This is a genomic window from Methanoculleus sp. UBA303 (assembly GCA_002501655.1).
Classification (GTDB): Archaea; Halobacteriota; Methanomicrobia; order Methanomicrobiales; family Methanoculleaceae; genus Methanoculleus.
In genome coordinates, this window is sequence record DANY01000028.1 from 98,386 (window position 1) to 121,316 (window position 22,931).

General features: G+C 58.9%; 18 protein-coding genes. 9 read left to right on the top strand and 9 right to left on the bottom strand.

Annotation, left to right across the window (positions count from 1 at the left end; genetic code table 11):
• Nucleotides 1-2: 2 nt before the first annotated feature.
• From BP846_RS06395 to BP846_RS06410, 4 genes are read left to right on the top strand one after another with little or no spacing between them, the layout of a single operon-like run.
• Nucleotides 3-797, top strand: a complete 795-nt coding sequence (locus tag BP846_RS06395) for a hypothetical protein (RefSeq protein WP_292393565.1) — start codon at nt 3-5, stop codon at nt 795-797.
• Nucleotides 794-1,348 carry an ECF transporter S component gene (locus BP846_RS06400; RefSeq protein ID WP_292393567.1) on the top strand — a complete coding sequence of 185 codons (555 nt, stop codon included), beginning with the start codon at nt 794-796 and terminating at the stop codon, nt 1,346-1,348. Before BP846_RS06395 ends, BP846_RS06400 begins: the two co-directional genes overlap by 4 nt.
• Nucleotides 1,338-2,780, top strand: a complete 1,443-nt coding sequence (locus BP846_RS06405) for an ABC transporter ATP-binding protein (RefSeq protein WP_292393569.1) — start codon at nt 1,338-1,340, stop codon at nt 2,778-2,780. The genes BP846_RS06400 and BP846_RS06405 overlap by 11 nt, the downstream gene beginning before the upstream one ends.
• Nucleotides 2,777-3,592, top strand: a complete 816-nt coding sequence (locus BP846_RS06410; protein WP_292393571.1) for an energy-coupling factor transporter transmembrane component T family protein — start codon at nt 2,777-2,779, stop codon at nt 3,590-3,592. The genes BP846_RS06405 and BP846_RS06410 overlap by 4 nt, the downstream gene beginning before the upstream one ends.
• An 873-nt stretch (nt 3,593-4,465) precedes the next feature.
• On the opposite strand, the gene BP846_RS06415 is transcribed toward BP846_RS06410, so the two are convergent.
• Both BP846_RS06415 and BP846_RS06420 read right to left on the bottom strand, forming a co-directional pair.
• Nucleotides 4,466-9,553: a NosD domain-containing protein gene (locus tag BP846_RS06415; RefSeq protein ID WP_292393573.1), complete on the bottom strand. Its 5,088-nt coding sequence runs from the start codon at nt 9,551-9,553 to the stop codon at nt 4,466-4,468.
• 862 nt (nt 9,554-10,415) lie between these two features.
• Nucleotides 10,416-11,129 (bottom strand): ABC transporter substrate-binding protein, encoded by a 714-nt coding sequence (locus tag BP846_RS06420; RefSeq protein WP_292393574.1) that lies wholly within the window; start codon nt 11,127-11,129, stop codon nt 10,416-10,418.
• Nucleotides 11,130-11,528: 399 nt separating this feature from the next.
• Between BP846_RS06420 and BP846_RS06425 the strand changes: the two genes are divergently transcribed.
• From BP846_RS06425 to BP846_RS06445, 5 genes are all read left to right on the top strand, one after another.
• Nucleotides 11,529-11,678 carry a hypothetical protein gene (locus BP846_RS06425; protein WP_292393576.1) on the top strand — a complete coding sequence of 50 codons (150 nt, stop codon included), beginning with the start codon at nt 11,529-11,531 and terminating at the stop codon, nt 11,676-11,678.
• A complete protein-coding gene (locus tag BP846_RS06430) occupies nt 11,675-12,457 on the top strand; it encodes an ATP-binding cassette domain-containing protein (RefSeq protein ID WP_292393578.1) in 783 nt (260 codons plus the stop codon). The genes BP846_RS06425 and BP846_RS06430 overlap by 4 nt, the downstream gene beginning before the upstream one ends.
• The gene (locus BP846_RS06435; RefSeq protein ID WP_292393580.1) at nt 12,454-13,161 is read left to right on the top strand and encodes a GTP-binding protein; all 708 of its coding nucleotides are present in this window, start codon (nt 12,454-12,456) and stop codon (nt 13,159-13,161) included. Before BP846_RS06430 ends, BP846_RS06435 begins: the two co-directional genes overlap by 4 nt.
• A 5-nt stretch (nt 13,162-13,166) precedes the next feature.
• The gene (locus BP846_RS06440; protein WP_292393583.1) at nt 13,167-14,012 is read left to right on the top strand and encodes a (Fe-S)-binding protein; all 846 of its coding nucleotides are present in this window, start codon (nt 13,167-13,169) and stop codon (nt 14,010-14,012) included.
• A 686-nt stretch (nt 14,013-14,698) separates the two neighbouring features.
• A complete protein-coding gene (locus tag BP846_RS06445) occupies nt 14,699-14,911 on the top strand; it encodes a hypothetical protein (RefSeq protein ID WP_292393585.1) in 213 nt (70 codons plus the stop codon).
• Nucleotides 14,912-14,964: 53 nt separating this feature from the next.
• Here the strand turns inward: BP846_RS06445 and BP846_RS06450 are convergent, their stop codons facing one another.
• From BP846_RS06450 to BP846_RS06480, 7 genes are all read right to left on the bottom strand, one after another.
• On the bottom strand, nt 14,965-15,174 hold the full coding sequence (locus BP846_RS06450) for a TOBE domain-containing protein (protein WP_292393587.1): 210 nt from the start codon (nt 15,172-15,174) through the stop codon (nt 14,965-14,967).
• 255 nt (nt 15,175-15,429) lie between these two features.
• Nucleotides 15,430-18,063 carry a PEGA domain-containing protein gene (locus tag BP846_RS06455; RefSeq protein ID WP_292393589.1) on the bottom strand — a complete coding sequence of 878 codons (2,634 nt, stop codon included), beginning with the start codon at nt 18,061-18,063 and terminating at the stop codon, nt 15,430-15,432.
• Nucleotides 18,064-18,396: 333 nt separating this feature from the next.
• Entirely contained in the window at nt 18,397-19,221 is an 825-nt protein-coding gene (locus BP846_RS06460; RefSeq protein WP_292393591.1) for an energy-coupling factor transporter transmembrane component T family protein, read from the bottom strand.
• Entirely contained in the window at nt 19,218-20,720 is a 1,503-nt protein-coding gene (locus tag BP846_RS06465; RefSeq protein ID WP_292393593.1) for an ABC transporter ATP-binding protein, read from the bottom strand. Before BP846_RS06465 ends, BP846_RS06460 begins: the two co-directional genes overlap by 4 nt.
• Nucleotides 20,689-21,255, bottom strand: a complete 567-nt coding sequence (locus BP846_RS06470) for an ECF transporter S component (RefSeq protein ID WP_292393595.1) — start codon at nt 21,253-21,255, stop codon at nt 20,689-20,691. Before BP846_RS06470 ends, BP846_RS06465 begins: the two co-directional genes overlap by 32 nt.
• A 5-nt stretch (nt 21,256-21,260) precedes the next feature.
• Nucleotides 21,261-22,064, bottom strand: coding sequence for a hypothetical protein (locus BP846_RS06475; protein WP_292393597.1), 804 nt, complete (start codon nt 22,062-22,064; stop codon nt 21,261-21,263).
• A 1-nt stretch (nt 22,065) separates the two neighbouring features.
• The gene (locus BP846_RS06480; RefSeq protein WP_349680759.1) at nt 22,066-22,776 is read right to left on the bottom strand and encodes an ABC transporter substrate-binding protein; all 711 of its coding nucleotides are present in this window, start codon (nt 22,774-22,776) and stop codon (nt 22,066-22,068) included.
• Nucleotides 22,777-22,931: the final 155 nt, after the last annotated feature.

Here is a 22,931-nt window from a genome sequence, read left to right on the forward strand (position 1 = left end):
GTATGGAGTTCAGGAGGAGGGTCATGCTGGCGGTCGGCGTGCTCGTGGTGATCACCGCCGTATCGTTCCTGATCGATACCGCCGTCTGGGAGGCCTACCTCCAGAACAACGATCCCGCCGCCCCTCTCCTGCATACGGCGACCGTCGATCGGGAGGATCTCCGCCACGGCCCCCAGTCCTGGCGTCCCTACGCCACACCGCTTGCCATCGGCCCGGGCGACATCCCCTCCGGGGGCTGGTACCTCGCCTTCGTGGAACTGGGAGCGGTGCCCGTCGCCGGGAACCCGGCCCTCTCCCGGACCGGATCGGTCCGGGTCGACTACCGGTTCACGGATCTTGCCGGAACGGCATCGTTCAGCGTCTACGGGCTCCGTGTCGGCGACGGCAGGACGTGGACGAACCGGCAATCCGGCTACGGAACCTCAGGATACTACGTCTCCGGGACCGCCGCGCCCGGCGAACCGCCGCGATGGGCTTCCCCTCTCCAGGAGGGCGACCGGTATACCATCGAGATGGCAGGTTCCCCCCGCTCCGTGGACGACGACGTGGTCCGGGATACCCGCACGTTCTGGTTTGAGCGGGTCGGCTCAGGCCTGGACGCTCTTCATATAACCGCCGACCAGGCAGCCCGGGCCGGGCAGGTGACCGAGACCGCCGACCTCGAAGGGTCGTTCTACATCACCCATACCGGTGGAAACGTGATCGGCGACCTCCTCCTCATGGTCGCCGTGGACCGGCCGCAGCCGGAGGGCTTCGAACTCCTGCTCGAATCGACGTTCGTGGAGGATCGCAGATGAAACGTTCCTCATACTTCAGCCTGTACGAGATCGCCCTGCTCTCGCTCTTCGGAGCCCTCGTCTTCGTCGCACGAATGGCGATCAAGATCCCGCTCCACATCCCGGGGAACTCCGGGGTCCTCTGGGTCCTGCCGCTCATCGTCGGCACCGCTCTTGTGCGCAAACCGGGTGCCGGCACATATATCGGTATCGTGTCCGGTCTCCTTGCGTCATTCTTCGGCCTGGAGGCGCTTCACGTCTTCGACATCTTCAAGTACACAGCAATGGGAATCACCGTCGACCTCGTCTCGATGGCGTTCGGCTACCGCCTTGACCACCCGGCGGTCGGATTCATTGCCGGCGCCGCCGGAAACCTGGTCAAGATGGTGGTGAACTATGCCGTGCACCTGCTCCTCGGTGTCCAGGGCACCTTCATCCTCATCGGTATCGGGGTCTCGTCGGTCACGCACCTGGTCTTCGGGGGCATCGGGGGTATCCTTGCCGCTCTGATCATTGGGCGGCTCTGCAGGGCGGGTGTCGTGCACCAGGGCGATGTGCCGGATGACGGCTGACGCGGCGATCGAGTTCCGGTCGGTCTCGTTCCGGCACCCGGCTTCCCGGTCGGCACGGCCACGGAAGGTGCTTGCCGGGATCGACTGTGTCATCCGGGAGGGCGAACGCGTGCTGCTGACCGGCCCGAGCGGCTCCGGGAAGACGACGTTCCTTTTGTGCTGCAACGGCCTGATCCCGCATGCCCGACCGGGAACCTTTGAGGGCGACGTCCTTGTCCGGGGGCAAAACACCCGTGACTGCACGGTCAGCGACCTTGCCACCACGGTCGGCATGGTCTTCCAGGACCCGGACCACCAGATCTTCTCGACCGATGTGGTGGGCGAGATCGCGTTTGGTCCCGAACAGCTTGGCTGGCCCTCATCGCGGATTGACCGGGCGGTCACCGGGATACTGCACCAGTTCCGGCTTGATCACCTCGCGGACCGGCAGACAACCGAACTCTCCTGGGGGGAGCGCCAGCGGCTGGCGATTGCCTCCATAGTCGTCGTGCACCCTGCTATCCTCATCCTTGACGAACCCCTCTCCGGGCTTGATGCCGCGAGTGCGGCCGGGCTCCTCGACCTCCTCGATACGCTGAACCGTGAGTCCGGCATGACGATCGTCCTCTCCGAGCACCGGGCGGAGCTGGTCGCCCCGTGGGCTTCCCGCCGTATATCTCTTGTCGGCGGAACGTTGGTCGAGCCTCCTGCACCGTGTGCTCCCCCGCAGAGCACCCCTCCCCGCCGGGCGGCAAAAGCCGCATTCCCGGGCATCGTCACCCTGCAGGACGTCACGTTCCGCCACCCGGGCAGAGAGACCCCGGCGCTGGACGGCGTCTCACTCACCATCTACCCGGGCGAGACGACGGTGCTCGCCGGCCCGAACGGCTCCGGGAAGAGCACGTTACTGAAACACTTAAACGGCCTTCTCCGGCCGGAATCCGGCCGGATCGCTGTGGATGGAAAAGACACCCGGGATGGCACAGTCGCGGAGATCGCCCGCACCGTTGGCCTGGTCTGCCAGCATGCCGACTACCAGCTCTTCGGGGAGACCATCGCCGAAGAACTTGCCTTCGCCCCCGCGAACCTCGGCGTTCCACCGGGCGTGATCGCGGAGAGGATCGCGTCCGTGCGCGAGCGCCTCGGTATCGGGCACCTGGGGATCGAGGTCTCCCCGCTTGCCCTCTCGGTCGGAGAGAAGCAGCGGGTGAGCATCGCGTCGGTCCTGACGATGGATACATCTGTCCTCGCGCTCGACGAGCCGACGCTCGGTCTGGACCCCGGGGCCAAACAGAGGCTGGCCGGGGTCATCACAACACTCTGTACCCAGGGAAAGGCAGTCGTCGTCGCGACCCACGACGCTGAGTTCTCCAGCATGGTCGCGGACCGGCTCGTCAGGATCGAGCGGGGCCGCATCGTGGGCGACCGCAGGGTGCCGGAGGAGGGGGCATGATGGCCGGGGACGGGCGGTCCCATCGCCGTCGTGCCCACCGGGCGGTGGGCTACATCTCCCGGGATTCGTTTCTCCACCAGTTGGACCCGAGGACAAAACTCCTCACCCTGATCGCGATCAGCATAGCCGCATTCGCCACGACATCGCCGGTCCGCACCGCGCTCCTCTTTGCCTTCGTTGTCGGCCTTGCAGCTGCCGCCGGCCTCGGGAGGCCGTTCTCCCGGTCGCTTCTCCTCCTCCTGCCGCTCCTTATCTTCATCCTCGTCATCGACGGCCTCTTTCCGAGAGAGGCCTGGGGTCCTGTTTACTTCTCAGCGCAGATCGGTCCGTTCACCCCGGAGGTAACCCTCGGAGGGTTGCTCTTTGCTGCAGCGATGGGGATCAGGGTAATTGTTATCGGCGGTATATCGTTCCTCTTCGTTATGACCACTTCCTACACCGATCTCGTCGCCAGCCTCCGCACCAGTCGGTTGCCTCCGACCATCGCTTTCTCTTTAGGGTATGCGTTGAAGTCGATGACAGCGCTCACCGAGGATCTCAGGAACATCATGGATGCCCAGCGTTCCCGGGCGCTTGAGTTCGACCGGGGAACGCTCATTAAAAACAGGAGAAAACTCATGGCGCTCGGCATCCCCATGACGGTATCAGTCCTCAACCGGGCCCGGTACGTGACCGAAGCGATGCAGAGCAGGGGGTTCGCCTCGACCCCGAGGCCCACCTGCTATCGCCCCCCCCGTCCCGGGAAGCGCGACGTTCTGCTGCTCATTGTGCTTTGCGCCTTCTGTCTCTGGACGGCGACGATTCCCGTGTAGGGCAACCTCTGTTCTCTGGCTGAGCCGGTCGCTCATGAGTATCGTCAGGAAATTGACTGTCGATGTCCGTCATCTCGACCAAGAGGGTCCGGATGGAGGGAGAGCATCGATCTCCGGCACCTCATGCGGGGTGAAAAGGGCGTATTAGGTCCTCTCACGAAGGGTAAGGACCGCGGATGCCAAAACCGCCTGGGTCTTGTCGGCCTGCGACTTCGTCGCATATTGCCATGGGGGAGGGGCGTGAGGGATAATCCCGCCTCCCTGTAAGCTCCCATCTCAAGTCGTAGCGATATGCGACGTTCCGGAGGGCGGGAGTTCGAGCACCGGAGGTGCGCAGGGGTTCTCCCCGCCCCGGGTAAGCCGTACCCGGACGTGCCCCTGGATGCGCCCTTCTGATGATCGCGAAATCCGGTCGATATCTCTTTCCTTTAATGTGCGGGTTATTGAGAATCGATGCACGAGGCGATACCCGCGGGAAGCCGTATTCACCGTTCTGACCTCCCCGAACTTGCGTAAGAGTGCTCCGATCCGTGTGGATCTTCAATCGCCGGATACTTGCGGTATGACCTCATGCATGCCGGAACCATCGTCATTCTACCTCCGTTAGCGGGATTAGGTCCTGATCTGACTTTCCGCAGTAAGAGTTCTGGATCGGCATTTTTCTCACAACCTTTGTGAGATCAGTCACCAATGTGAAGGGAGTACAACTCTTACACCGTCAATTGAGTGCAAAATTACACCATCAGTGTCATTAACTCGGCTTCGTTAGTTATTTCAGGAGTTGATCGTCTTACTGCGGAAGGTGGCTGATTATAGTGATTTAAGAAATGCTCGTTGAAACTGTTTACCCTGACCTGGCCGCAAAAAAGGAGTTTATTTCCTCTTCAGGAAGAAGAGGACCACGAAGGCTATGAGGGGGAGCGTCAGGGGAAGAGGCGACTGTTGTGTCGTCGGGGCAGTTGTCGGGACGGTCGTCTCCGCGACTATCGTCGCCGTCGCGACAGGGGCGACCGCCTCCCCACCCTGCTGGCCTGAAGAAGCGGTCGTATCGGCGGCGATCGCAAAATACGAGAAGCCTTGGGCATGGGCCGAATAGAGTGCCCGGTCGTTCTCCTCCCTCATGAACTTCGTCGGGAGCGGCTCCCACCCGTCATCCCCATACCTGAGGAGGATGATGCCGGCGGTGGAGAGGCCGTGGTCCCCGAGCCAAGAGGAGGGGACCGCAAACTCGAGGGTCACGGTATCGATCGCAGACGGGTCTGCTCGATACAGGGTGGTCTCGATAACCTCAAAGGTCGTCTGTTTGGGGGCTTCCATGTCTTTCGGCAGGGACGCCTTCTTCACCGTCACCAGCAGGTCGGAGATCCGATCTTTCGCGCCGACCGCGATCCTGTTGACTGCCGTCTTCGCCACCACAAAGGACCTCGTCTCCCCGGCAGGGACGGAACCGGAGATTGCGGCGACGTCGGAACCGGAGCCGCCGCCGCTGGAGGAAGACGATGCAGACGGTGCTGCCACCTTTGTAACCGCAACAAGTCCAAAGTCACAGAGACCTTCTGGTGAATTGGCAAGGAACCCATATCCGTACTGTTCATTGAAATCAGCACAGACAATCTCAAGGACCTCACACCTACCTTTGTCGTCAAGACGCAGGATTCTGACCCATTCGGGGCCTCCGACTGCATCGACCCAGGCCTTGCTCACATTCATGACGATCGTGGCATCGACGATATCTACACCATCCTCAAGTCCTTCCTTCTCGACATGGAGAACAGAAGCGATGCCCTGGACCATCAATCCCCGGTCGCGGAGAGCCGCATGGAATGCCGACTCGACCCCTGCAAAGGGGCTGATACTCAGAGTGGGGACGATTACGGCATCATCAGGAAGAACGGTGAGGTTTACCATCATCGACCCGCTGAGCCGACCTGCGCTATCTGACTCGAGGACGAGCTGCCGTGGGGTCAGTGAAAAGCCGGTGACGTTCCAGGTAGTCTGGTCTCCTTCCCCGGGCGCATTGCCGTCGGTCCGGATTACCAGGTCATAGGCGCTCCTGGAGATAGTGATCATACTTCCGTCTTCGGAGACGGTGCTGTTCACAAGGGAAGTGTCGATAGCGATCTTCTTCCCGCCTTCATCGGCGAAGAACGTGCATCCCGGCACCTTCAGCGAGACCCTTCCGGACATTGTGCCGTCCTCGGGCTGTGAAAGACGATAGTTCTCCTTCGGCTTTATCAGCGGGCTGTATTGGTCGTTCGCGCCGTCGATCTGATATACGGCATCCCCGATCCCATCGCCTTCCCTATCGATGCCGGTGTAGTTGTCCCAATAGTTGCCGAGCCGGGCGGTGTAGGTGTTCCCCTCATAGGTGTAGGTGATCGGGTCGGGGGACAGCCAGATGTGCTTGCCCTCATCAGAGGTCGGGGTGGGGACGTTTACAAAATCATTTAGATAGAAGACATTGACATTCGTCAAGGACCTACTCATATAGATCGCGCGATATGTCGGATTCGAAAAGACGTTCTCGGTAAATACGTTGTTACTACTGCTGCCGATCAGACCCACCGCTCTGCTGGTCGCATCGATCACGTTGCCGGTAAGGAGATTGTCGCCGGCGTTCGAGAGATAGAACCCATAGAGGCTGACATCCTCGATAGTATTGTTTGTAAACAGGTTCCCTGCACCCTCGACCCTGATCCCTGTGGTCGAGAAGTTGTAGAGGGTGTTCTCGGTAACAACGTTGTCGGTACACTTGCTCCCGATGCTGACACCGGTATCTCCGTCCGAGAACGTGTTCCCGCCCACGGTGATGCAAGTGCATCCGTTCTGGATATAGGCACCGTGGTTGTTGTCGGCGCCTTCGTTGCCTGCGATGGTACAGTCGGAGGTTCTCTCACAGCGAACTGCAAAGGCGTTCCCGGAAAAGGCGTTATCGCGGACGGTGCAGCCAGAACAACCGTCAAAGAAGAGACCATTCCAGTTATCGCGGATGATATTCCCGGAGAACGTGACCCCTTCAACGTCTTTCACCAGGACCGCAAGGCCACTGTAGGACTCCGAACTGCCGGTGATGGTGAGACCGGAGATGGTGACATCATTTGCGGTGATCAGAAGAGCCTTTGCAGTGGTATCAGGCGCATTGAGAATGGCCCCTTCAGGGCCGTGCTCAGACCGGATCGTCAGGACCTTGTCGACGGTCACACTCTCGGTGTAGGTCCCGTTTCGCACGACGATGGTATCATAATCGTACACCCCGTCCACTGCCGCCTGGATGGCGGTGAAGTCGCCGTTCCCTGAGGGATCGACATACCAGACCGCCGGTTCGTGGGAGGCCGGTCTGACGCGGACGGTCGCCGTAGCGTTCGCGCCTTTGTCTGACCCCGTGACGATCGTCGTCCCCTCCTTCAGAGCGGTGAAGGTGCCGTTCTCATCCACCGTACCGACGGTTTCGTTGCTGCACGTCCAGGTGTAGGCAGAGGTCGGCAGTTCATTGCCGTACTGGTCGAGGGTTGCGGCGCTGAACATACCGGTCTGGCCTTCCTTCAGCGCGAGCGACGATGGGGCGATCGTGACCGCTGCCGGCCTGGGGAGGTCGAGCTGGATCTTCTTCACGACAGCGTACTGGGCGTATCCGTCCTGGACGACGAGCGGCCAATACGTGCCGGGGCGGATCTCCTTTCCGTCGAGTTTGTTTGCAACGACCGGAACGGAGTCTCCGCAGAGTTTGTCGCTGGTAATGTCGACGGTGCGGTCCCGTCCTTTCTTCTCGTAGGTGACGGTGATCTTATAGTTCTTTGATGCGAGCGTCGTGTTCAGCGTGGTCGGGTCATCGTCGTCGACCAGGCCGACCAGCGCGGAGAGAGACATCCCTTCCCAGAGTTTTCCGGATAAGTCGATGCATGATGCCGGGCTTTCGGCCGAGATGGTGATGAACCCTGACCTGTTGATCGTCTCGGTACCGGCGCCGGCGAGCATGAGGGTCCAGTCGGGTGCTGTCTGGACAGTGACGTTCGCTGAGTCCGAAACTCCGCCAAACGCTGCTTTTACAGTGGTTTGACCTTCGGCCAGAGCCGTGAAGTGTCCGTTCCCGTCGAAAATCCCGACGGTCTCGTTGCTGCTCGTCCATTTGAGTCTGATACCGTCCATCTCTGCGCCGGAGGCATCTAAGGCGGTTGCGGCGAACTGCACGGTCTCACAGGGGTAGAGGGGCGAGAGTTCCCGGGGCTTGATCGTAATCGAAGCCGGTGGGCTCCCCGTCGCCACGCTGACAAGAGTTTCTGCAACGGCATCGCCGTTCTTCGCGGAGACTGTAGTCTCACCTTCGGCACGAGCTATAAAAAGCCCTGTGGCATCGATAGTGCCGACGGTCTCATTGCTGCTCGACCAGGCGATCGCAGCACCCGGGATCAATCTGCCGCCGGCATCGGAAGCGCTTGCACTGAACCGCAGGCCCCTCTCGATGACGACCGTCGGGAACTGTGGGGTGATTGCGATCGATGCCGCTTCTGGTGTATCTTCGGTGACGATGACCTCGGCGGTGGCGGCTGTCTCCCCGCCTGCGACGGTGACGGTCGTCGTCCCCGCAGCCTTTGCGGTGAAGAGGCCCGTGTCGACATCGACAACCCCGACAGCCTCGTTGCTGCTCGACCAGAGGAGCGACGCATCGGGCATCACTCGGTTGTTCTGATCGAAGGCTGTGGCGTTGAACTGCAGGGTTTCGCCGATCCCGAGGGCTACCTCGGCGGGGGTGAGCGTCAGGGCGGTCACAACCCGCGGGATGCCCTGCACCGTATACCCGCTGCTCCCCGCCCCGACTACGGGGTTCGTCCATCCGGCGGAGTTCGCGCTGTGCGAGTAGCCGTAGACGTCGAATGCCGCGAAGGTCTCCAGGTTCTCAAAGGAGTAGTCGACCCTAGTTGCACCACGGTAGGTCATATCTGCTTTGCCCTTAATGTGTCCGACATTAAGGTCGATGAACATGAACTGGAAGATGTTCTCGGTATCGCTCATATCCTGTCCGTAGAAGAAAGGGTAATCCGCGGAAGGGGCCGGCCTCCAGATCTGTGGGCCGTAGATGAATTTATCTCTGGTGAAGGTCTCATCAAGTGCTCCTTCAACGAACTCAGCGTTCTCGATGGAGTCGGGCTCCCAGCGGTAGCCGCTTGACTTTATGTGAACAGCAAAGTCGTCCGGGATCGTCCCGTTCACCGCGAGCAGGAGGATAACTCCGTCATTGCTCCCCCTGCCTCCAGTGGTGGTAAGATAAATAGTCCCTGACTGGTCGGGTGAGTCCGTGACCTGACCATACGCTTCTTCGGGGTCGGTAGTGACGTGCATGGCTTTGAGGCCGGCGGATCCAATGAAGTACGTGCCGTTCCCGAAGTTGTCGAATCGTGCACCTTTGCTGTTCGCTACCTGCACATGGACGTTCCGGTGGTTGGGGAGAATCCCTCCGATACTGTCGGCCATGACGTATCCGGTCTTCTCGATGTCGGATCCCGACGGAGCAGCGAAGTTCGCGGCCGGAGCCCCGGTGACGGGAACGATATCCGACTGCAACGTGCTGTTGCCGCCTGCTACGTTCGTCGCCGTCAGGTTCACCGTGTAGGTGTGGATCGGGTTCTGCTCGGTGCTGCCGATGACGCCGTCGCCCTCGAAGTCCCAAGCGGCCGGCGAGCCGGCGGATGTGTCGCTGAACTGTACGGAGAATGGATCAATTCCGTTCGTCGGGGTCGCGATGAAGTTTGCTGCCGGGGCGTCCGCAGTTGGCGTGGGTAATCCGGAACTCACACCCATGTCTGCACTGAGGGGTTCCGCGGCATCATTGCCGCCGCAGTCGGGGGCTGTAGCTGTCGATTGCCCGACCTTGCCGGAGATATTCGTAGAGGCTGTGCTGTTCTCACCTATCGGCACAGCCATGGCTGTGCCGATGATCATCAACATGACGAACAGAATGGGCATAGCACGTACAAACCGCGCCTTCCCCCTGTTGTTTTTATGGGATCTTACTTTCATCCGCATCTCTCTGATTTTGTCTGGAGCAGAAGGTTGCGCCGATATTTCATCCAATTAAACTGTTCTGATTTACAAATTTTGTGTGTTAATGAGATATTGGTTTAATCCAGACCTTCAAATATGTTACTTTTACAAATCCAATTTGTTAACTATGTAAAGATGACTTTTGATCCTATCTTGCCTCCACGTTAACTCCCGTCGTCCTCCGAATTATCAGCCGCAAGTCGGCTGAAGTCAGCGGAGGAGGGTATTCGCGGAAATATCTGGAGGAAAGGGATCGGTGCCGGGTGCAATCGGGGGGAAGCCCTTCAAGCCCATAAGCGGGCGCAGATCAAAGGTGGTTAACTCACGGCAGAGATAGATGGTGAACTATCCCGCCCTTTAGGGCGGGGCTTCCCGCTATGCCCCATCCGCCCCCGCAAGACGGATGGTCATCACCCGGCGGCTCCCACATACCCAAATTGCCGGAGATCTCCCAATGAGCGAAGATATCCGGGGTTACCGGCTCACCTGCCGCTGATCAGAAGGAGGACGAGGAAGAGACACGCAAGCGCAACTCCCATGAGAAGGTCGGGACGGCCCGGCTCCGGCGGTACACCGCACTGCATGGCATCCGATACCTGTGTCGACCGGTTGAGCAGGGAGACCGTCGCCGGGATGAAGAGCGCGGAGAGGTTCTTCTAGTTCCGGGTGAAGGGGACGTCGTCGAACTCAAGCCCCCGGGAGCGCCGTCGTCGACCTGACGGCGTATCCAGGGGCGAAACGAGCGTTGCCCGGCATCCGGGCCACGTGGCCCCCGAACTCCATACTAGTCCCGTCTGACTTCCGTCAGCGTTCCGTCCCGTTCTTCCACGAAGAGGATGCTTCGCCCGTCGATCGGGCACGGCCGCGCGGGTTTATCGGGGCGGGCCACCACCGTGCCTTCCGAGACTCTCCGCCCGTCAAGGGTCCAGGCCGCGTCGACCCCGGCAAGCAGGAGTTTGTCGATGGGGCAGAGTCCCCGGATATCCCGTATCGAACCTAACTGGAGGAACCGTCCGTCGTTCCGTGTCGCTGCGAGCCCGAGGCCCGCCATGGCCCCGATCACGCCGTCTTGTGTGCCGCCGAGACCTTTGAGCCGGATCTTTAAGTTCTTCGCGAGCGTGCGTGCCCGTTTCTGGGTGAGGACGATGCATTTCGCATCCTGCCCGAAGATGATGAGCGGAGGTGCTATCTGCCCGGAGGAGGCGACGGCTAAACCGGGATCGCTTCCCTCGAAAAAATCCCCGAGCATAACTCCCTCCGAAACCTCAAAGATATGGTCCATTGCGTCGCCTCCTTCGGCTTCCACGTGAATGACCGCGTTGCTGTTATGCGACGTGTAGGGGATGTCCGGGTGGACATACAGCTGGTGACGGGTCACGCCGAAGACGGGGTAGTCCTCTGCGAGGGTATCGGCGATAGAACGTGCAAGGCGCCCGGTTCCCCGCGGACCGGCCTTGATGTCGGTATCATCGATGCTGACGTAGATCGTCTGGATCAACTCCCTGATAGCGTTGGATTTTGGGGATTTAAAAACCTGTTTGAATTTCTGCGGGATTAGCGGAGTTAGATTGATCTCTGGGGTTACGGATTTGATAGAGGTCTTAGGAACCAGTTCATATCCTCCAATTCCCCCGGGTCCGCCGTCACGCAGCCGGGGAGTTCCTCTTCGGTCATCCGTGCCCGGTTGCTCTCTTCCGCCGGGCGGGATATCCACGGGCATCCGCTCCGGGGCTGCCGGTTTTGGGCGGTCCCGCGTAAGGGTTCGCCGTCCTCCGGAGCAATCGTCCCGCAGCGCCTATAGGGCATGGTTCCTCATTATTATTATAAAAATCGTTGTAAGGCGTGGATTGTTAAATAAGAAAATTTAATTGCCCCGGGTACGACCTACGTATGATGAATGAAAAACCAGCGTACCGTCGCCGGGAACGGCAGATCGCTGCAGGGCTGCTGCCCCGTCGCCCTGGCGGCCGACGATATCCCGCCGGGCCAGAGCCCGGGAAAGAGCGATATCAATCTCATACTGCAGGGGGCCGGTGATCCCGCATGACGTCCGATTCGATAACTTCGATCACCGTCCTGCCCGGGCGGGCAAAAGACGGCGGACAGGAGACGTTTGACGAGATCGCCATCCGTCCCGGAGACACCATATCCATCGTGGGGCCGACGGGGTCGGGGAAGACCGCGTTCATCAACGACATCGAGGTCTTTGCCCGGGGCGACACGATCACCGGGAGAACCATCCTCCTCAACGGCGAGCTCCCACCGGACGATACGGTCCGCGACCCCGCCCAGAAGCCGATCGCGTTGATCACCCAGAATACGAAATGTTTTGCCGATCTCACGGTCCGCGAGTTCCTAGAGATGCACGCCAGGGCACGCAGGATCGGGGACGATTCGCGGGTGAAGAGCACGATCTCACTCGCCAATGAGTTCACCGGCGAGAAGATCGGCGGTTCCATGCGGATCACCGCCCTCTCCGGCGGCCAGACCCGGTCGCTTCTCATCGCCGACGCCATCGTGATCAGCAGCGCCCCGATCATCCTCCTCGACGAGGTGGAGAGCGGTGGCATATTCAAGGAGAAGGTGACGGCATCCCTGAGGGATCACCGGAAAGCGGTTCTTTTCGTCACCCATGACCCGGTCCTCGCGCTTCTCGCCGACAGGAGGATCGTCATGACAAACGGCGCCGTCGAAAAGGTCCTGGTGCCGAACGGGCGGGAGAAGGAGGTCCTTTTGCGCATCTCCACGATGGACAGGGAACTTTCGGCGTTTCGCGAGAGGATCCGGGCAGGAGAACTCCTCACCATACAGGAGGGAACCCGGTGAGGCTTTTGATATTTGCCGGTCCTCCCAGCGCGGGTAAGACCACGGTGGTGCGCCAGGTCATCCGCCAGCTTGGGGACTCCGGCGGGATTGCGTTTTTGAAGATCGATGTGGTCAGGGCGTTCGAAGACGAGGAGATCGCCGCCGAGTTCGGCATCCCTGCCCGGAAAGTCTACTCGGGAGACGTCTGCCCGGACCATACCGCGATACTGGTCCTTCGCGATGCGATATCCTGGGCCGAAGACCTGGGGGCCGAGTACCTGATCGTGGAGAGCGCCGGGCTCTGCCTCCGGTGCACGCCCTACACCACGCAATCTCTCGGGGTCGTCGTTCTCTCCGCGGTCGGCGGGACGAACAGCCCGCTCAAGATGGCCCCGATGATCGCACTTGCCGATATCGCCGTAGTAGCCAAGGTCGACCTGATATCGCAGGCGGAGAAAGAGGTCTTCAGGGAGCGGATCCGGGAGGTGGCACCTGCCGTCGACATCATCGAGACCAACGCGGTGCACGGTACCGGGCTCCGGTACCTGATGCATGCCATCCGCGATACTCCGGCGATCGTGTCCCCGGACGAGATTGTCCTCCGGGGGGTTCCCCCGCTCGGTGTATGCACGGTCTGTGCCGGTAAGAAGGAGATCGGGTGGCAGAACCATTTCGGTATCCTGAAGACGCTCGATAACGCCGACGACCTGTACCGGGGGGAGTGAGCCGAATGGTCTGGATCCCTCCCGGCCGGAACTGCGGGGCGTGCGGGGTGAAGGATTGCAACGAGTTCATCGGTTACGCGAGGCTCGGGAAGAAAGACCTCAGGGACTGCCCGTACTACACGGGCCGTGCGCCTGTTCCCGAACGGTATGCGGGACGGGATATCCGTGGATTCGATTACGACTTCGCGGTGGAGCCGTTCCCTGGGGAGCCGTCCGCGCGGCGGCACATCCAGCCGCTCCGCCCCGATATCATCGACCGGTGGGGCATAGGCCCCGGCGAGATCGTCATGGGGCGCCCGATCGAACCAAGCTGCCCTATCCAGCATGTCCTCCGCGTCATCTCGGCGGACCCGGTGACGGGTATCCTTACCTGCCACACGGTCGGCCCGGTTGTGGCCCGGAAGAGCGAAAACGTCCACGAGATCCGTGCATACCACGAGATCGGGTTTGAGGGAGTCGCCGTCACCGTCAAGCACGAACCGGTTGTCGGTTACAGGCAGCGGTTCCTGCCCTCAGGCTGCATGCGCCAGATGGTCCACTCGGGCGTCATCCAGATGGTGTTGAAGAAGTCTTTCGGGACGCATGTCCGGATCGAAGACCTCCAGATGCACGGCAAACGGGAGAAATTAAAAGACGTCACGATCCGTCCCGGCGACGCGGTATCCATACTGGGGGCGGCCGGCTCCAAGAAGACGGTCGTGATCGACGGCATCGAGGTCCGTAATACGGACGGCACGTTCATCGAACGCAACCTCTCCGATGAGACGGAGGACCACGGGCACGGGTGCGGGGGGCACAACCGGCGCGGCCGCCGGGCACGAGAGGAGCCCGACGACGAGGAGGCTCTTTGAGAAGATATTGCGGCACTCACCGGTATGCCCGTGAAGAAGGTCATCGTCGGCCAGCAGGGAGTCCTGGATCGGCTCCTTGCTCTGCGTCGACGGGCACGTCCTCTTGGAGGGGGTGCAGTTGCCGGAAGGTCCTGTGCGGTGACCGATGGAGACCGGTCGACCCCCTGTTACTCTACGCAGGTGTGCCGCTCATCCCGGCAGCGGTGGTCCCCGGGGGTCTTCGGCTGCGACCCGGTTACCCGGACTGCCGCCCCGGTGTACGGCTACCGTCATCAGGCGCGGCGGCCAGGCCCCTGTCGGACTGTCTGCGACAGATCGGTGTCAGGATCGAGCTCCGGGAAATTGCGGCCGACACCTCCCGGCATTCCGCCGGGTCATCTGCTACCGGAAGACAAAAGAGAAGCCCCCTTCCTTCCGGGAGATCAGGGCATCCGTTCACCCGGGCGAAGGGACGGCTGACCGGTGCAATGCATCCAGAAATCTTCCGGATACGACTGACTTCCCCGCAACACGGGCCGTGAACTGCGATACCTTGTTATCCTCTGGACGACCATACCGATCACAGTAGTCCCGGTTTGTTCCGCCTTTGACACTACACAGGAGAATGTAGGTTGTCCACCCCATATGTCGACCCGGTATCACCGTATCCCCACTGGCGGCGGATGATATATCACCTCCCGCGTCCGATGACCGAAGAGGACGTCGCCGCTTTTGTCCGGAATCAGGACCTGTATCGCAGGGAGACCGATGCGGGAGAGGTCCAGATCATCCACAAATTCGGCATCGTCGAGATCAACTGCCTTACTGGTGAACGGACGATAGAGGTCTGGTTCGCTCCCGAGAAAAGTGCCGTCGCAGCAGCGTACGTCGACGCTCTCCTGGGCACGCGGTTCCCTTGAGGCCCTGCCGACGTAAAAAGAGAGAGGGTTGCCCTGCCTGCGGTATGAACCGCTCAGTCCTTACCGATCACGACCTCGGAGGCTTTTATCAGGGCATAAACCTCCGATCCTTCTTTCAGGTTCATCTTTTCGGCCGAGTAGGTCGTGATGACCGAGACGATCTCGATTCCTCCGGGGAGGACGACCGTCACCTCGCTGTTCACGGGGCCTTTCTTGATCATCTTGAGAGTACCTTTCAGCTGGTTTCTCGAGCTCACTTCCATACAATCACCGATTTGAACGGTCTCAATACGGACATAATAACCTTGTGGTGACTTTGCTGCGTCGCACAGCCCTCCCGGGGCCTCCTTCCGAACTACAGGTGCGCATCCAGCCGTCCGGGATCCGGGGGTCTTTGAACATTCCCTGCCGGTGCAGCCTGCGGCTCCCGCATGCCCCGGACCGCTGGCCGGCTCCACCCTCAACCGGGATCACGAGAATGGACTGAAGTCCGCCCGTAATCACAGAGGGATCGTTTCTCAAGACCTTCCTTCCAGCTGGAAATCGACGGCTGTATCGCCGTATACATCCCCGGCAAGCACAGTCACATCCCTATTCTCGGAAAGAGTCCTGTTAAACATAACTCCGACGTCATAGGTTCCTATCGGGATATCCTCGAAAGTGTAGGGCGTCGCCTGGCCCGTATAGACATCCCTCAAATAAATCATGCAGCCGGAAGGGTTACTGGTAACCGCCAGTCTTCCTGTAGCGATTTCCTCGAGAACGAAGTGTTGAGCCATGTTGATTTCACGCCCGTCATCGATGAGGCGGACCTCCCTCTTCACAGGCAGGCAGCCGGGCTTCGTAACCGTGAGTTTATGATAGCCGTAACCGACATTGTCAAGTATGCAGGGCGTTTTGCAGCCGGTCCTGACGCCGTCGATGGAGATATCCGCATCACCCGGTACGCTTGTGACGTTGATCGTTCCGAATGCATCGGCCTTTTCAAGGACGATAGACTCTCCTCCGTTGAGCGCGGGGAGCGTCCTGGAATAGTAGTGGTCCCCGTCGGTGTAGGTGAGATACCCCCCGGATAACCTGACCGTCACCTGCGAGGGCAGGCTGATATAGGGGGGCTCGCCGTTCAGACTGAAATTTCCGCCCCTGAACGCTTTTGAAGTGACGGACACAGACGCCTTAGGGCCGTCGACCTCCACCAGGCTGAGATCGACGACGGTACTGCCTCCTGCGGGCACCAGGACGGTTCGCGACGCCGAACCTACCTTTTCTCGCCTTACCGTGATGGAATGGGTACCCGCGTTCAGACCGTATATCAGGCGCGGTGTAGTATAGCCCGTATCTCTGCCGTCAACGGAGATACTCGAGCCCGACGGATTGGAGGTCACATAAACACTGCCAATCCTGGCTGCCTGGAGTGTATCCGGCTCCGGTGCGCCCTCACCATTGCTTTCGGCACGTACATCGGGAAGATCGGCAGCCGCTTCAGGAACGGGAGCAGAACCACCCGGGGAGCCGTTTTCATATCCCGGCGCTTCTTTCACCGGCTGCGGGGCGGAAGTGTCTGCACCCAGGAAGCCGGTAATCAGGGAGATGAGGAATTCCAGAAATCCCGCGTTTTGAGCCTGTGTTTTCTCCTCCGGGCATGCTCCGGCGCTTTCTACAGATAACTGGCCATTACCGCCGGCAGATAACTGACCATTATCCCCGGCAGATGGCTGGCTGTTACCGCCGGCAGATAACTGACCATTACCCCCGGCAGGTTCATCGACGGCATCAATCTCCCCGCTCCCGGATCCGGACAGTGCGAAGAAAACAACCGTTGCATTCGTATCGTCGACGACCACCTCACGTGAAACGGGATCATATCCGTCCCTGTCAAGAGAGATCGTATGGTTCCCCACTTCGATATCGTCGAACGTCCAGTTTGCATAGCATAACGTCTCATTGCCGTCGATCAAGATCCTGGCGCCCCGGACGTCAGAGAGGACTGTACACGAGCCCTTCGCAAGAGTCATATTGAAATGCCGGGTGGTCACTTGCCTGCTCATCACGCGGATACCGGTACGTTCCAGAGGATCATACCCTGGTAGTTCCAGCCGGACGGTGTACTCCCCTTCCGGGATATCTACGAAAGAAGCATTTGTTACCTTACCGGTATTGACGTTGTCAAGGTAGACCGTTGCTCCAGCAGGATCGCTCGTAACATTCAGGTTGCCGATTGCCGGAGCCCACGCATTGGTGTTTGCAGCGGTTCCGCTATCGCCATAATCGATGGCGGTCGACCCCCCGAATTCACTGTTGCCGCCGGAAGAGCCGAGCAGTACCGAGTAGCCGCTCGCGCCGGTCCGCGCATTCTTGTCCGTCACCGTCCCGTCGATCTTGTTCGTCCATGCAATGCCGTCCTTCACGGCATCCGCCCAGAGGGCATACCCGTACACGTTGAAGACCACGGTCTCGCCGTTGTAGCCCTCGATAGTGTAGTCGATTTTTGCCATGCCGTTGTTGGTAAGGCCGGTAATCCCGCTGTTTCCGCCTAAGATGCCGACCCCCGTATCGACAAAGAAGATATAAAATTCATCCGAGGCGCTCTGCCCGCTCATTATGGAGTGCGCCTCCTCACCGGCGGGCTTCCAGCTCTGGGGGCCGTACTCCACGGAAGAAAGCCCGAACTTACTGTTTATCGAATCGGTAACGTATGTGATGTTTTCCTCATTCGGGGGCTGGTCTTTTAACCCTTCGGAGACCCACTGGTAACCGCTTGCCCGGAGATGCACCGTTAAATTCTCACTGATCGCCTTCTCCCCCCCATCGGGAACTTTGATAGCCACCATGAGAATTGCGCGGTCGAAATATCCTCTCCCGCCGGTGTCGGCGAGATAGAATGTCCCGGAACCGCTGGAAACAGACGTCACCTGTCCGTACGGATCGGAAGTGGTCGTCGTGATGTGCAACGCGTTGAGCCCTCCCCCCGCGTTCCTGAATCCCACATAGTACCCTCCGCCGTTCGAAGTGGAGATGTCCATGTAATTATTGGTGCTGATGGGATTGGCGCTAAAATCCCATGCAGAAACCGGGTAAGGCATGCACAGCACTGCAACCGTGAGTACGATACAAAAATAAACAAAATTCGGATTCTTCGATTTTCCCTTCATCTCATCTCCTCATAGTCTCATGCGCCGGTAATCCTCTTCCCATATTTCTCACCACACCCATGAATTCGCAATCAATCAACATATAAACTTTAACAAATCTTAATTGTAAAGTATTGGTACTAATTCACGTCCCATATAATAAATCGTTTGGTTCTGTTGACTCCTTGTACGGCGATCACACCTGAATAGGCCGATCCAGATCGCCCCAAACCGGTAATCCCAGCGGGTTACAGGCTCAACCGATGAAGATCCATTCTACCTCCGCGGCAGGGTGCCGGGAAAGGAGCCTCAACAGGAAGGGACCTCAACGGAGTTCGAACACGTGCCTTCTCCTCACAACCCCGGGCCGGTGAAATAATACGCATACAGAAGGTCGGCAACCACGACAGCGACGATGATCGAAAGTGCCGCGTAATCCCGCCGTCCCATCTCTGGTGCCCTGTACATCGTCGGACTCCGGGAAAGGCCGTATCCCCTGCATTGCATCGCATCGGAGACCTGGTCCGCCCTGTTCATAACCGAAACAACCATCGGCACAAAAACCGCCAGGAGTTTCAGCGGACGCTTCAGAACGAGGTCCCGATCAAAGACAAGCCCCCGCGAGCTCTGTGCATCGACGATGTTTGCCGCATCCTGCGATAGGGAGGTAACGGATCTCAGTGCGTATCCCAGAGAGAATGTGAAATCCCTTGGGACGCCAAGAAGCGTGACGCTTTTCACAAACGAATTGTAAGGAGTCGTCATCACGAACAGGAAGGAAAGTCCTCCGATAGCAATGATCCGGAGGGTCATGGATGCGGCAAAAAGGATGGTCCCCCACGTGGCCTCGAGGTGCAGAAACCAGACGTCTCCCGAATAAAGAGTTCCTCCGGAGGGGTACCGTGCAGCGGTAAAAAAGGCATCTATCACGATGGTAATCAGGAGTACCGGAACCAGGATCCGCATGGCATGCACCCATTCCCGTAAAACCCCGGAAACCGCAACGGATCCGAGAACGAGGGCGATCATGACCCCGAGGGCATACAGATCGCTTGCTACCAGCGAGCCGAAACTTACGGCAACCAGGGCAAACAGTTTCGTTCGCGGGTCAAGCCCGTGAACGATGGACTCTTTTGGGATATAGACGACCCCCCGCTTCTTCTTCGTATGCATCCTCATCGTTCGGCTTCGCGGTTCTGGGAATCGTATCCGATCTTGCCGTCGTCCATCAACAGAATCCTATCGGCACAGGACGATGCAAACTCGAGATCGTGCGTCATAACAACAACGCTGTGCCGTTCCCGGCACAGTCTCTTCAGCGTATCCGCAAGGTTGCGTTTCAACCCCTCATCGAGGCCGAGGGTGGGTTCGTCGAGGATGACCGCCGGCGTCTTCATCATCAGGACACTGCCGATGGCGATCCTCTGTCTCTCACCTGCCGAAAGCCTGAGCGGGGGAGTTTTCGGATCGATGTGGCCGAGGTCGAACAAGGCTATCATTCCCGGGATGCGGCTTTTGACATCCTCATCGGACATGCCCACGTTCTCGGGCCCAAAGGAGAACTCTTTGATGATGTTCTCCTCGAACAACTGGTAATCTGCGTGCTGGGAAACCAGACCCACGAGATGCGTTATGTTTTTCACATGCTTTCCGGAGGTGTCTTCCCCGAACAGGATGACTCTCCCGGAGTCCGGTTTCAAGGTCCCGTTCAGGTGCCGGGCAAGCGTGCTCTTCCCCGAGCCGTTCGACCCGAGGATGGCGGTGATCTGCGAGTCGTATATCTTCAACGAAACGTTATCGAGCGCCGGAGCAGGCGAACAGGGATACGTAAAACCGACATCGATCAGTTCGATGACCGGGGTTCGGTGGTCGAAACCATTTCCCGGAAGAGAACGGATGAGCGAGGTATCGTCCGACATCCTGCAACCGGACTCCGGAAGGACGATGCCGTGCGCTTTGATGACAACGGACAGGTTCTCGCCGGGAGGACCGTCGTACAGTATCGTCCCTTCCTTCAGGACAACAATCCTGTCCATCAGGTCCGCAAGGTGTCCGACCCGGTGTTCGGCTATGATGAGCGTTCGATTCAGTTCGTCCAGAACGCTTACAAGATTCGAAGATGCCTGCGGGTCGAGGCCGGAGAACGGTTCATCCATCACGACGACTTCCGGCTGCACGACAAGGACCGAGGCTATTGCAACCCTCTGTTTCTCCCCCCATGAAAGATCGGAAGTCTCCCTGGAGAGGAGGTGCTCAATTCCGAGAAGTTCTGCAGTCTCTCTGATTCTCACCTCGATCTCGTCCGGCAAAACCCCCCTGTTTTCAAGACCGAAGGCGATCTCGGAGTCGACGCAGTTTGTGACAATCTGCTGGTCGGGGTTCTGAAACACGGTGCCGACTACCCTTGAGATCTCCGCTACGGAATGCATCGCGGTGTCCATCCCGGCAACCGTCACCTCCCCTGAGAATTTTCCACCTTTCCTATCCGAATGGGGAATAAGGCCGTTTATGCACCGCAGAAGGCTCGTCTTTCCCGAACCCGAGGGTCCGGTGAGTACAATCTTCTCACCGCCTGCAACGTCGAGATTGACGGAACGCAGAGCCGTTACCGGTGCCGTATTGTACCCGGGATAGGTGTAGGTCAGATCACGAATCGTTACAATCGGCCCCGGTTGCATCCCTCGAAATCACCCCTGTCTTGATCAGCCTTGCCACAAGATACGCGGATATGAGCCCTCCCAGAGCGCCGAAGAGGACGTGGCTTATCGAGGAGATCCCCGCACCTACCGCAACCACGACGAGAGGTACCCCGATTGCCAGATTGACTGCAAAGTTTACCACCATCTTTGCAAGGTTCCCGGCAATCCCTGCAAGAACACCGAACGGGACACTCTCCATCCGGTACCGGAAAACGTACCCGGCAGCATCTATCGAAGCCCCGAGTGCCGTATACAGGAACACGTCGAACACGTGCATCCCGCTGATCCCGAAAAACGAGAGCAAGACGCCGGATACAAGCCCGATATAGGTTCCGCTGCCCGGCTTTCGGATTATGGCAACCCCGATGATTACCGGGATTACCAGAAAAATTCCCGTGTGGCCCGGAATGCCCAGGGGCATCCTGAGCGCCGTCTTCATCACAAAGACCAGCCCTCCCATGAGAGACATCAGGGCGATCTCGTTTAAGGTGAAATACTTCTCCGCAGAGGGCACTGCGATCACCCCTCGCTCCTGATGAACTGCATATCGAGGGAGAGGGAGAAGGTGTCGGGCTGCATCTCATCGACCGCAACCAGCAGCAGGAGAGCATCGATGGCAGGCCCCCCCGAACTGGTCAGGTTGAACGAGCCGGACTGATCGGTCGTATCAATAATCTCTCCTTTCACTCTGGACAGGTCCCGAGTGATGTGAAGGGAATTGAGCCCGCCGCTCGCCGGATCGAAATGGATATAGTACGAATACGGTGCAGTATCTTCCGGGTTCTCCCTGACGCCTGCCGGCAGGACCTGGATGTTGTTGTAGTCGGTCATCTCCGTCGTCGGTCCCATCGAGGTCCCCGGTTCCGCATCCCCGCGCACGAAGAGCGCGGAGGATCCGAATCCTTCGATCCGGTTTGTCCTCCAGGAACTCCCCGTCAGGGCAAGGACATGAAACGCCGCCGTTCCGGCAAGGTCGTGAAGATCGTAATCGACCCTCACGTAGCCTGTCCGTCCAAGTTTCGGGTTGCCGCCGTACGGAGGGGTCACGTTGGTATTTACGAACATCAGGTACCAGGGGGAATCCTTCTGGTCGCCACCCGTTGCGATGAGGAGGGGTTCTTTGTACGGGCGATATTTCCACGAGAGGTAATTAAAATCACTCTTCCCGAAACTCACGGTCTCTCTGCTGTCGATAACAGGCGTCATGCGATCGGGGGGATTGAGCGTCAGCCATTCTTCCGCTGTAATCTGAACGGCAAAGAAGCCTCCCAACAGGAGAACAACCAGTGCAAATCCTAGAGCAGCCCGCTTTGACAGGTCCATATTACCGTCTCATGTATGCGAGATACTCTCCCGGCCCTCTCTCCTTGACAAATAAGACGGCACGACCTGCAACAGCGCTGGGTTTGGGATACTGGTTTTCCCGGATCTTGATCCTGCCCGATGTGACTTCTTTCCCGTCGGGGAGGTATATCGAGTCCACGCCGTTTGCAAGGAGTGTCTCAACATCCGTCTCGTCCCTGATAGTGCGGAGGTTGCCCCGAAGGAGGTATCGCCCGTCGTCGTTGGTGACGGCAAGTCCGAGTCCCGCCATTGCCCCGATAACGCCTTCTTCTGTGCCGCCGAGCCCTTCCAGGAGTATTCCGAGATTTTTTGCAAGCGTACGGACAGGGTCTTGATCCAGCAGTTTGATCTTTGCATCCTGGCCCATGACGATGAGCGGGGGGAGTATCTGTCCTGCATCCGCAACGGCAAGACCCGGATCGCTGCCTTCGAGAAACTGCTCCAGCATGACCCCTTTTGCAATATCGAAGATCTCCCTGCATGCCTCAACTCCAGAGGCGTTCACGTGGACTACGGCATTGCTGTTATGAGACGTATACGCGATCGAAGGATGGAAGAAGAGCTGGTGCCTCGTGATGGCGTACGCATGGTATGTGTCGAGTGCTTTTGCTATGTCATGAGCAAGTTTCCCGGTCCCGCGGGAGCCGGGGATGTCGGTGTCGTCTATTCCGATATATACTGTAATTTTCATCACCTTTGACGGAGTCCGGAGACGTTGTTAATAGATAGTTATTAACAAGCATTTAAGGAGATCCAGTACACCTTTTCAGTTTTTTACAATAAATGCGTTGTCTTTTTTATTTCATTAAATAGGAAATATTAACACTGACTATAAGAATAATCTAT

Excerpts from the sequence above, each read along its gene's own strand:
- BP846_RS06395 (WP_292393565.1), top strand. The coding sequence starts at position 3 with ATGGAGTTCAGGAGGAGGGTCATGCTGGCGGTCGGCGTGCTCGTGGTG.
- BP846_RS06400 (WP_292393567.1), top strand. The coding sequence starts at position 794 with ATGAAACGTTCCTCATACTTCAGCCTGTACGAGATCGCCCTGCTCTCG.
- BP846_RS06405 (WP_292393569.1), top strand. The coding sequence starts at position 1,338 with ATGACGGCTGACGCGGCGATCGAGTTCCGGTCGGTCTCGTTCCGGCAC.
- BP846_RS06410 (WP_292393571.1), top strand. The coding sequence starts at position 2,777 with ATGATGGCCGGGGACGGGCGGTCCCATCGCCGTCGTGCCCACCGGGCG.
- BP846_RS06415 (WP_292393573.1), bottom strand. The coding sequence starts at position 9,553 with ATGCCCATTCTGTTCGTCATGTTGATGATCATCGGCACAGCCATGGCT.
- BP846_RS06425 (WP_292393576.1), top strand. The coding sequence starts at position 11,529 with ATGAAAAACCAGCGTACCGTCGCCGGGAACGGCAGATCGCTGCAGGGC.
- BP846_RS06430 (WP_292393578.1), top strand. The coding sequence starts at position 11,675 with ATGACGTCCGATTCGATAACTTCGATCACCGTCCTGCCCGGGCGGGCA.
- BP846_RS06440 (WP_292393583.1), top strand. The coding sequence starts at position 13,167 with ATGGTCTGGATCCCTCCCGGCCGGAACTGCGGGGCGTGCGGGGTGAAG.
- BP846_RS06445 (WP_292393585.1), top strand. The coding sequence starts at position 14,699 with ATGACCGAAGAGGACGTCGCCGCTTTTGTCCGGAATCAGGACCTGTAT.
- BP846_RS06450 (WP_292393587.1), bottom strand. The coding sequence starts at position 15,174 with ATGGAAGTGAGCTCGAGAAACCAGCTGAAAGGTACTCTCAAGATGATC.
- BP846_RS06455 (WP_292393589.1), bottom strand. The coding sequence starts at position 18,063 with ATGAAGGGAAAATCGAAGAATCCGAATTTTGTTTATTTTTGTATCGTA.
- BP846_RS06460 (WP_292393591.1), bottom strand. The coding sequence starts at position 19,221 with ATGAGGATGCATACGAAGAAGAAGCGGGGGGTCGTCTATATCCCAAAA.
- BP846_RS06465 (WP_292393593.1), bottom strand. The coding sequence starts at position 20,720 with ATGCAACCGGGGCCGATTGTAACGATTCGTGATCTGACCTACACCTAT.
- BP846_RS06475 (WP_292393597.1), bottom strand. The coding sequence starts at position 22,064 with ATGGACCTGTCAAAGCGGGCTGCTCTAGGATTTGCACTGGTTGTTCTC.
- BP846_RS06480 (WP_349680759.1), bottom strand. The coding sequence starts at position 22,776 with ATGAAAATTACAGTATATATCGGAATAGACGACACCGACATCCCCGGC.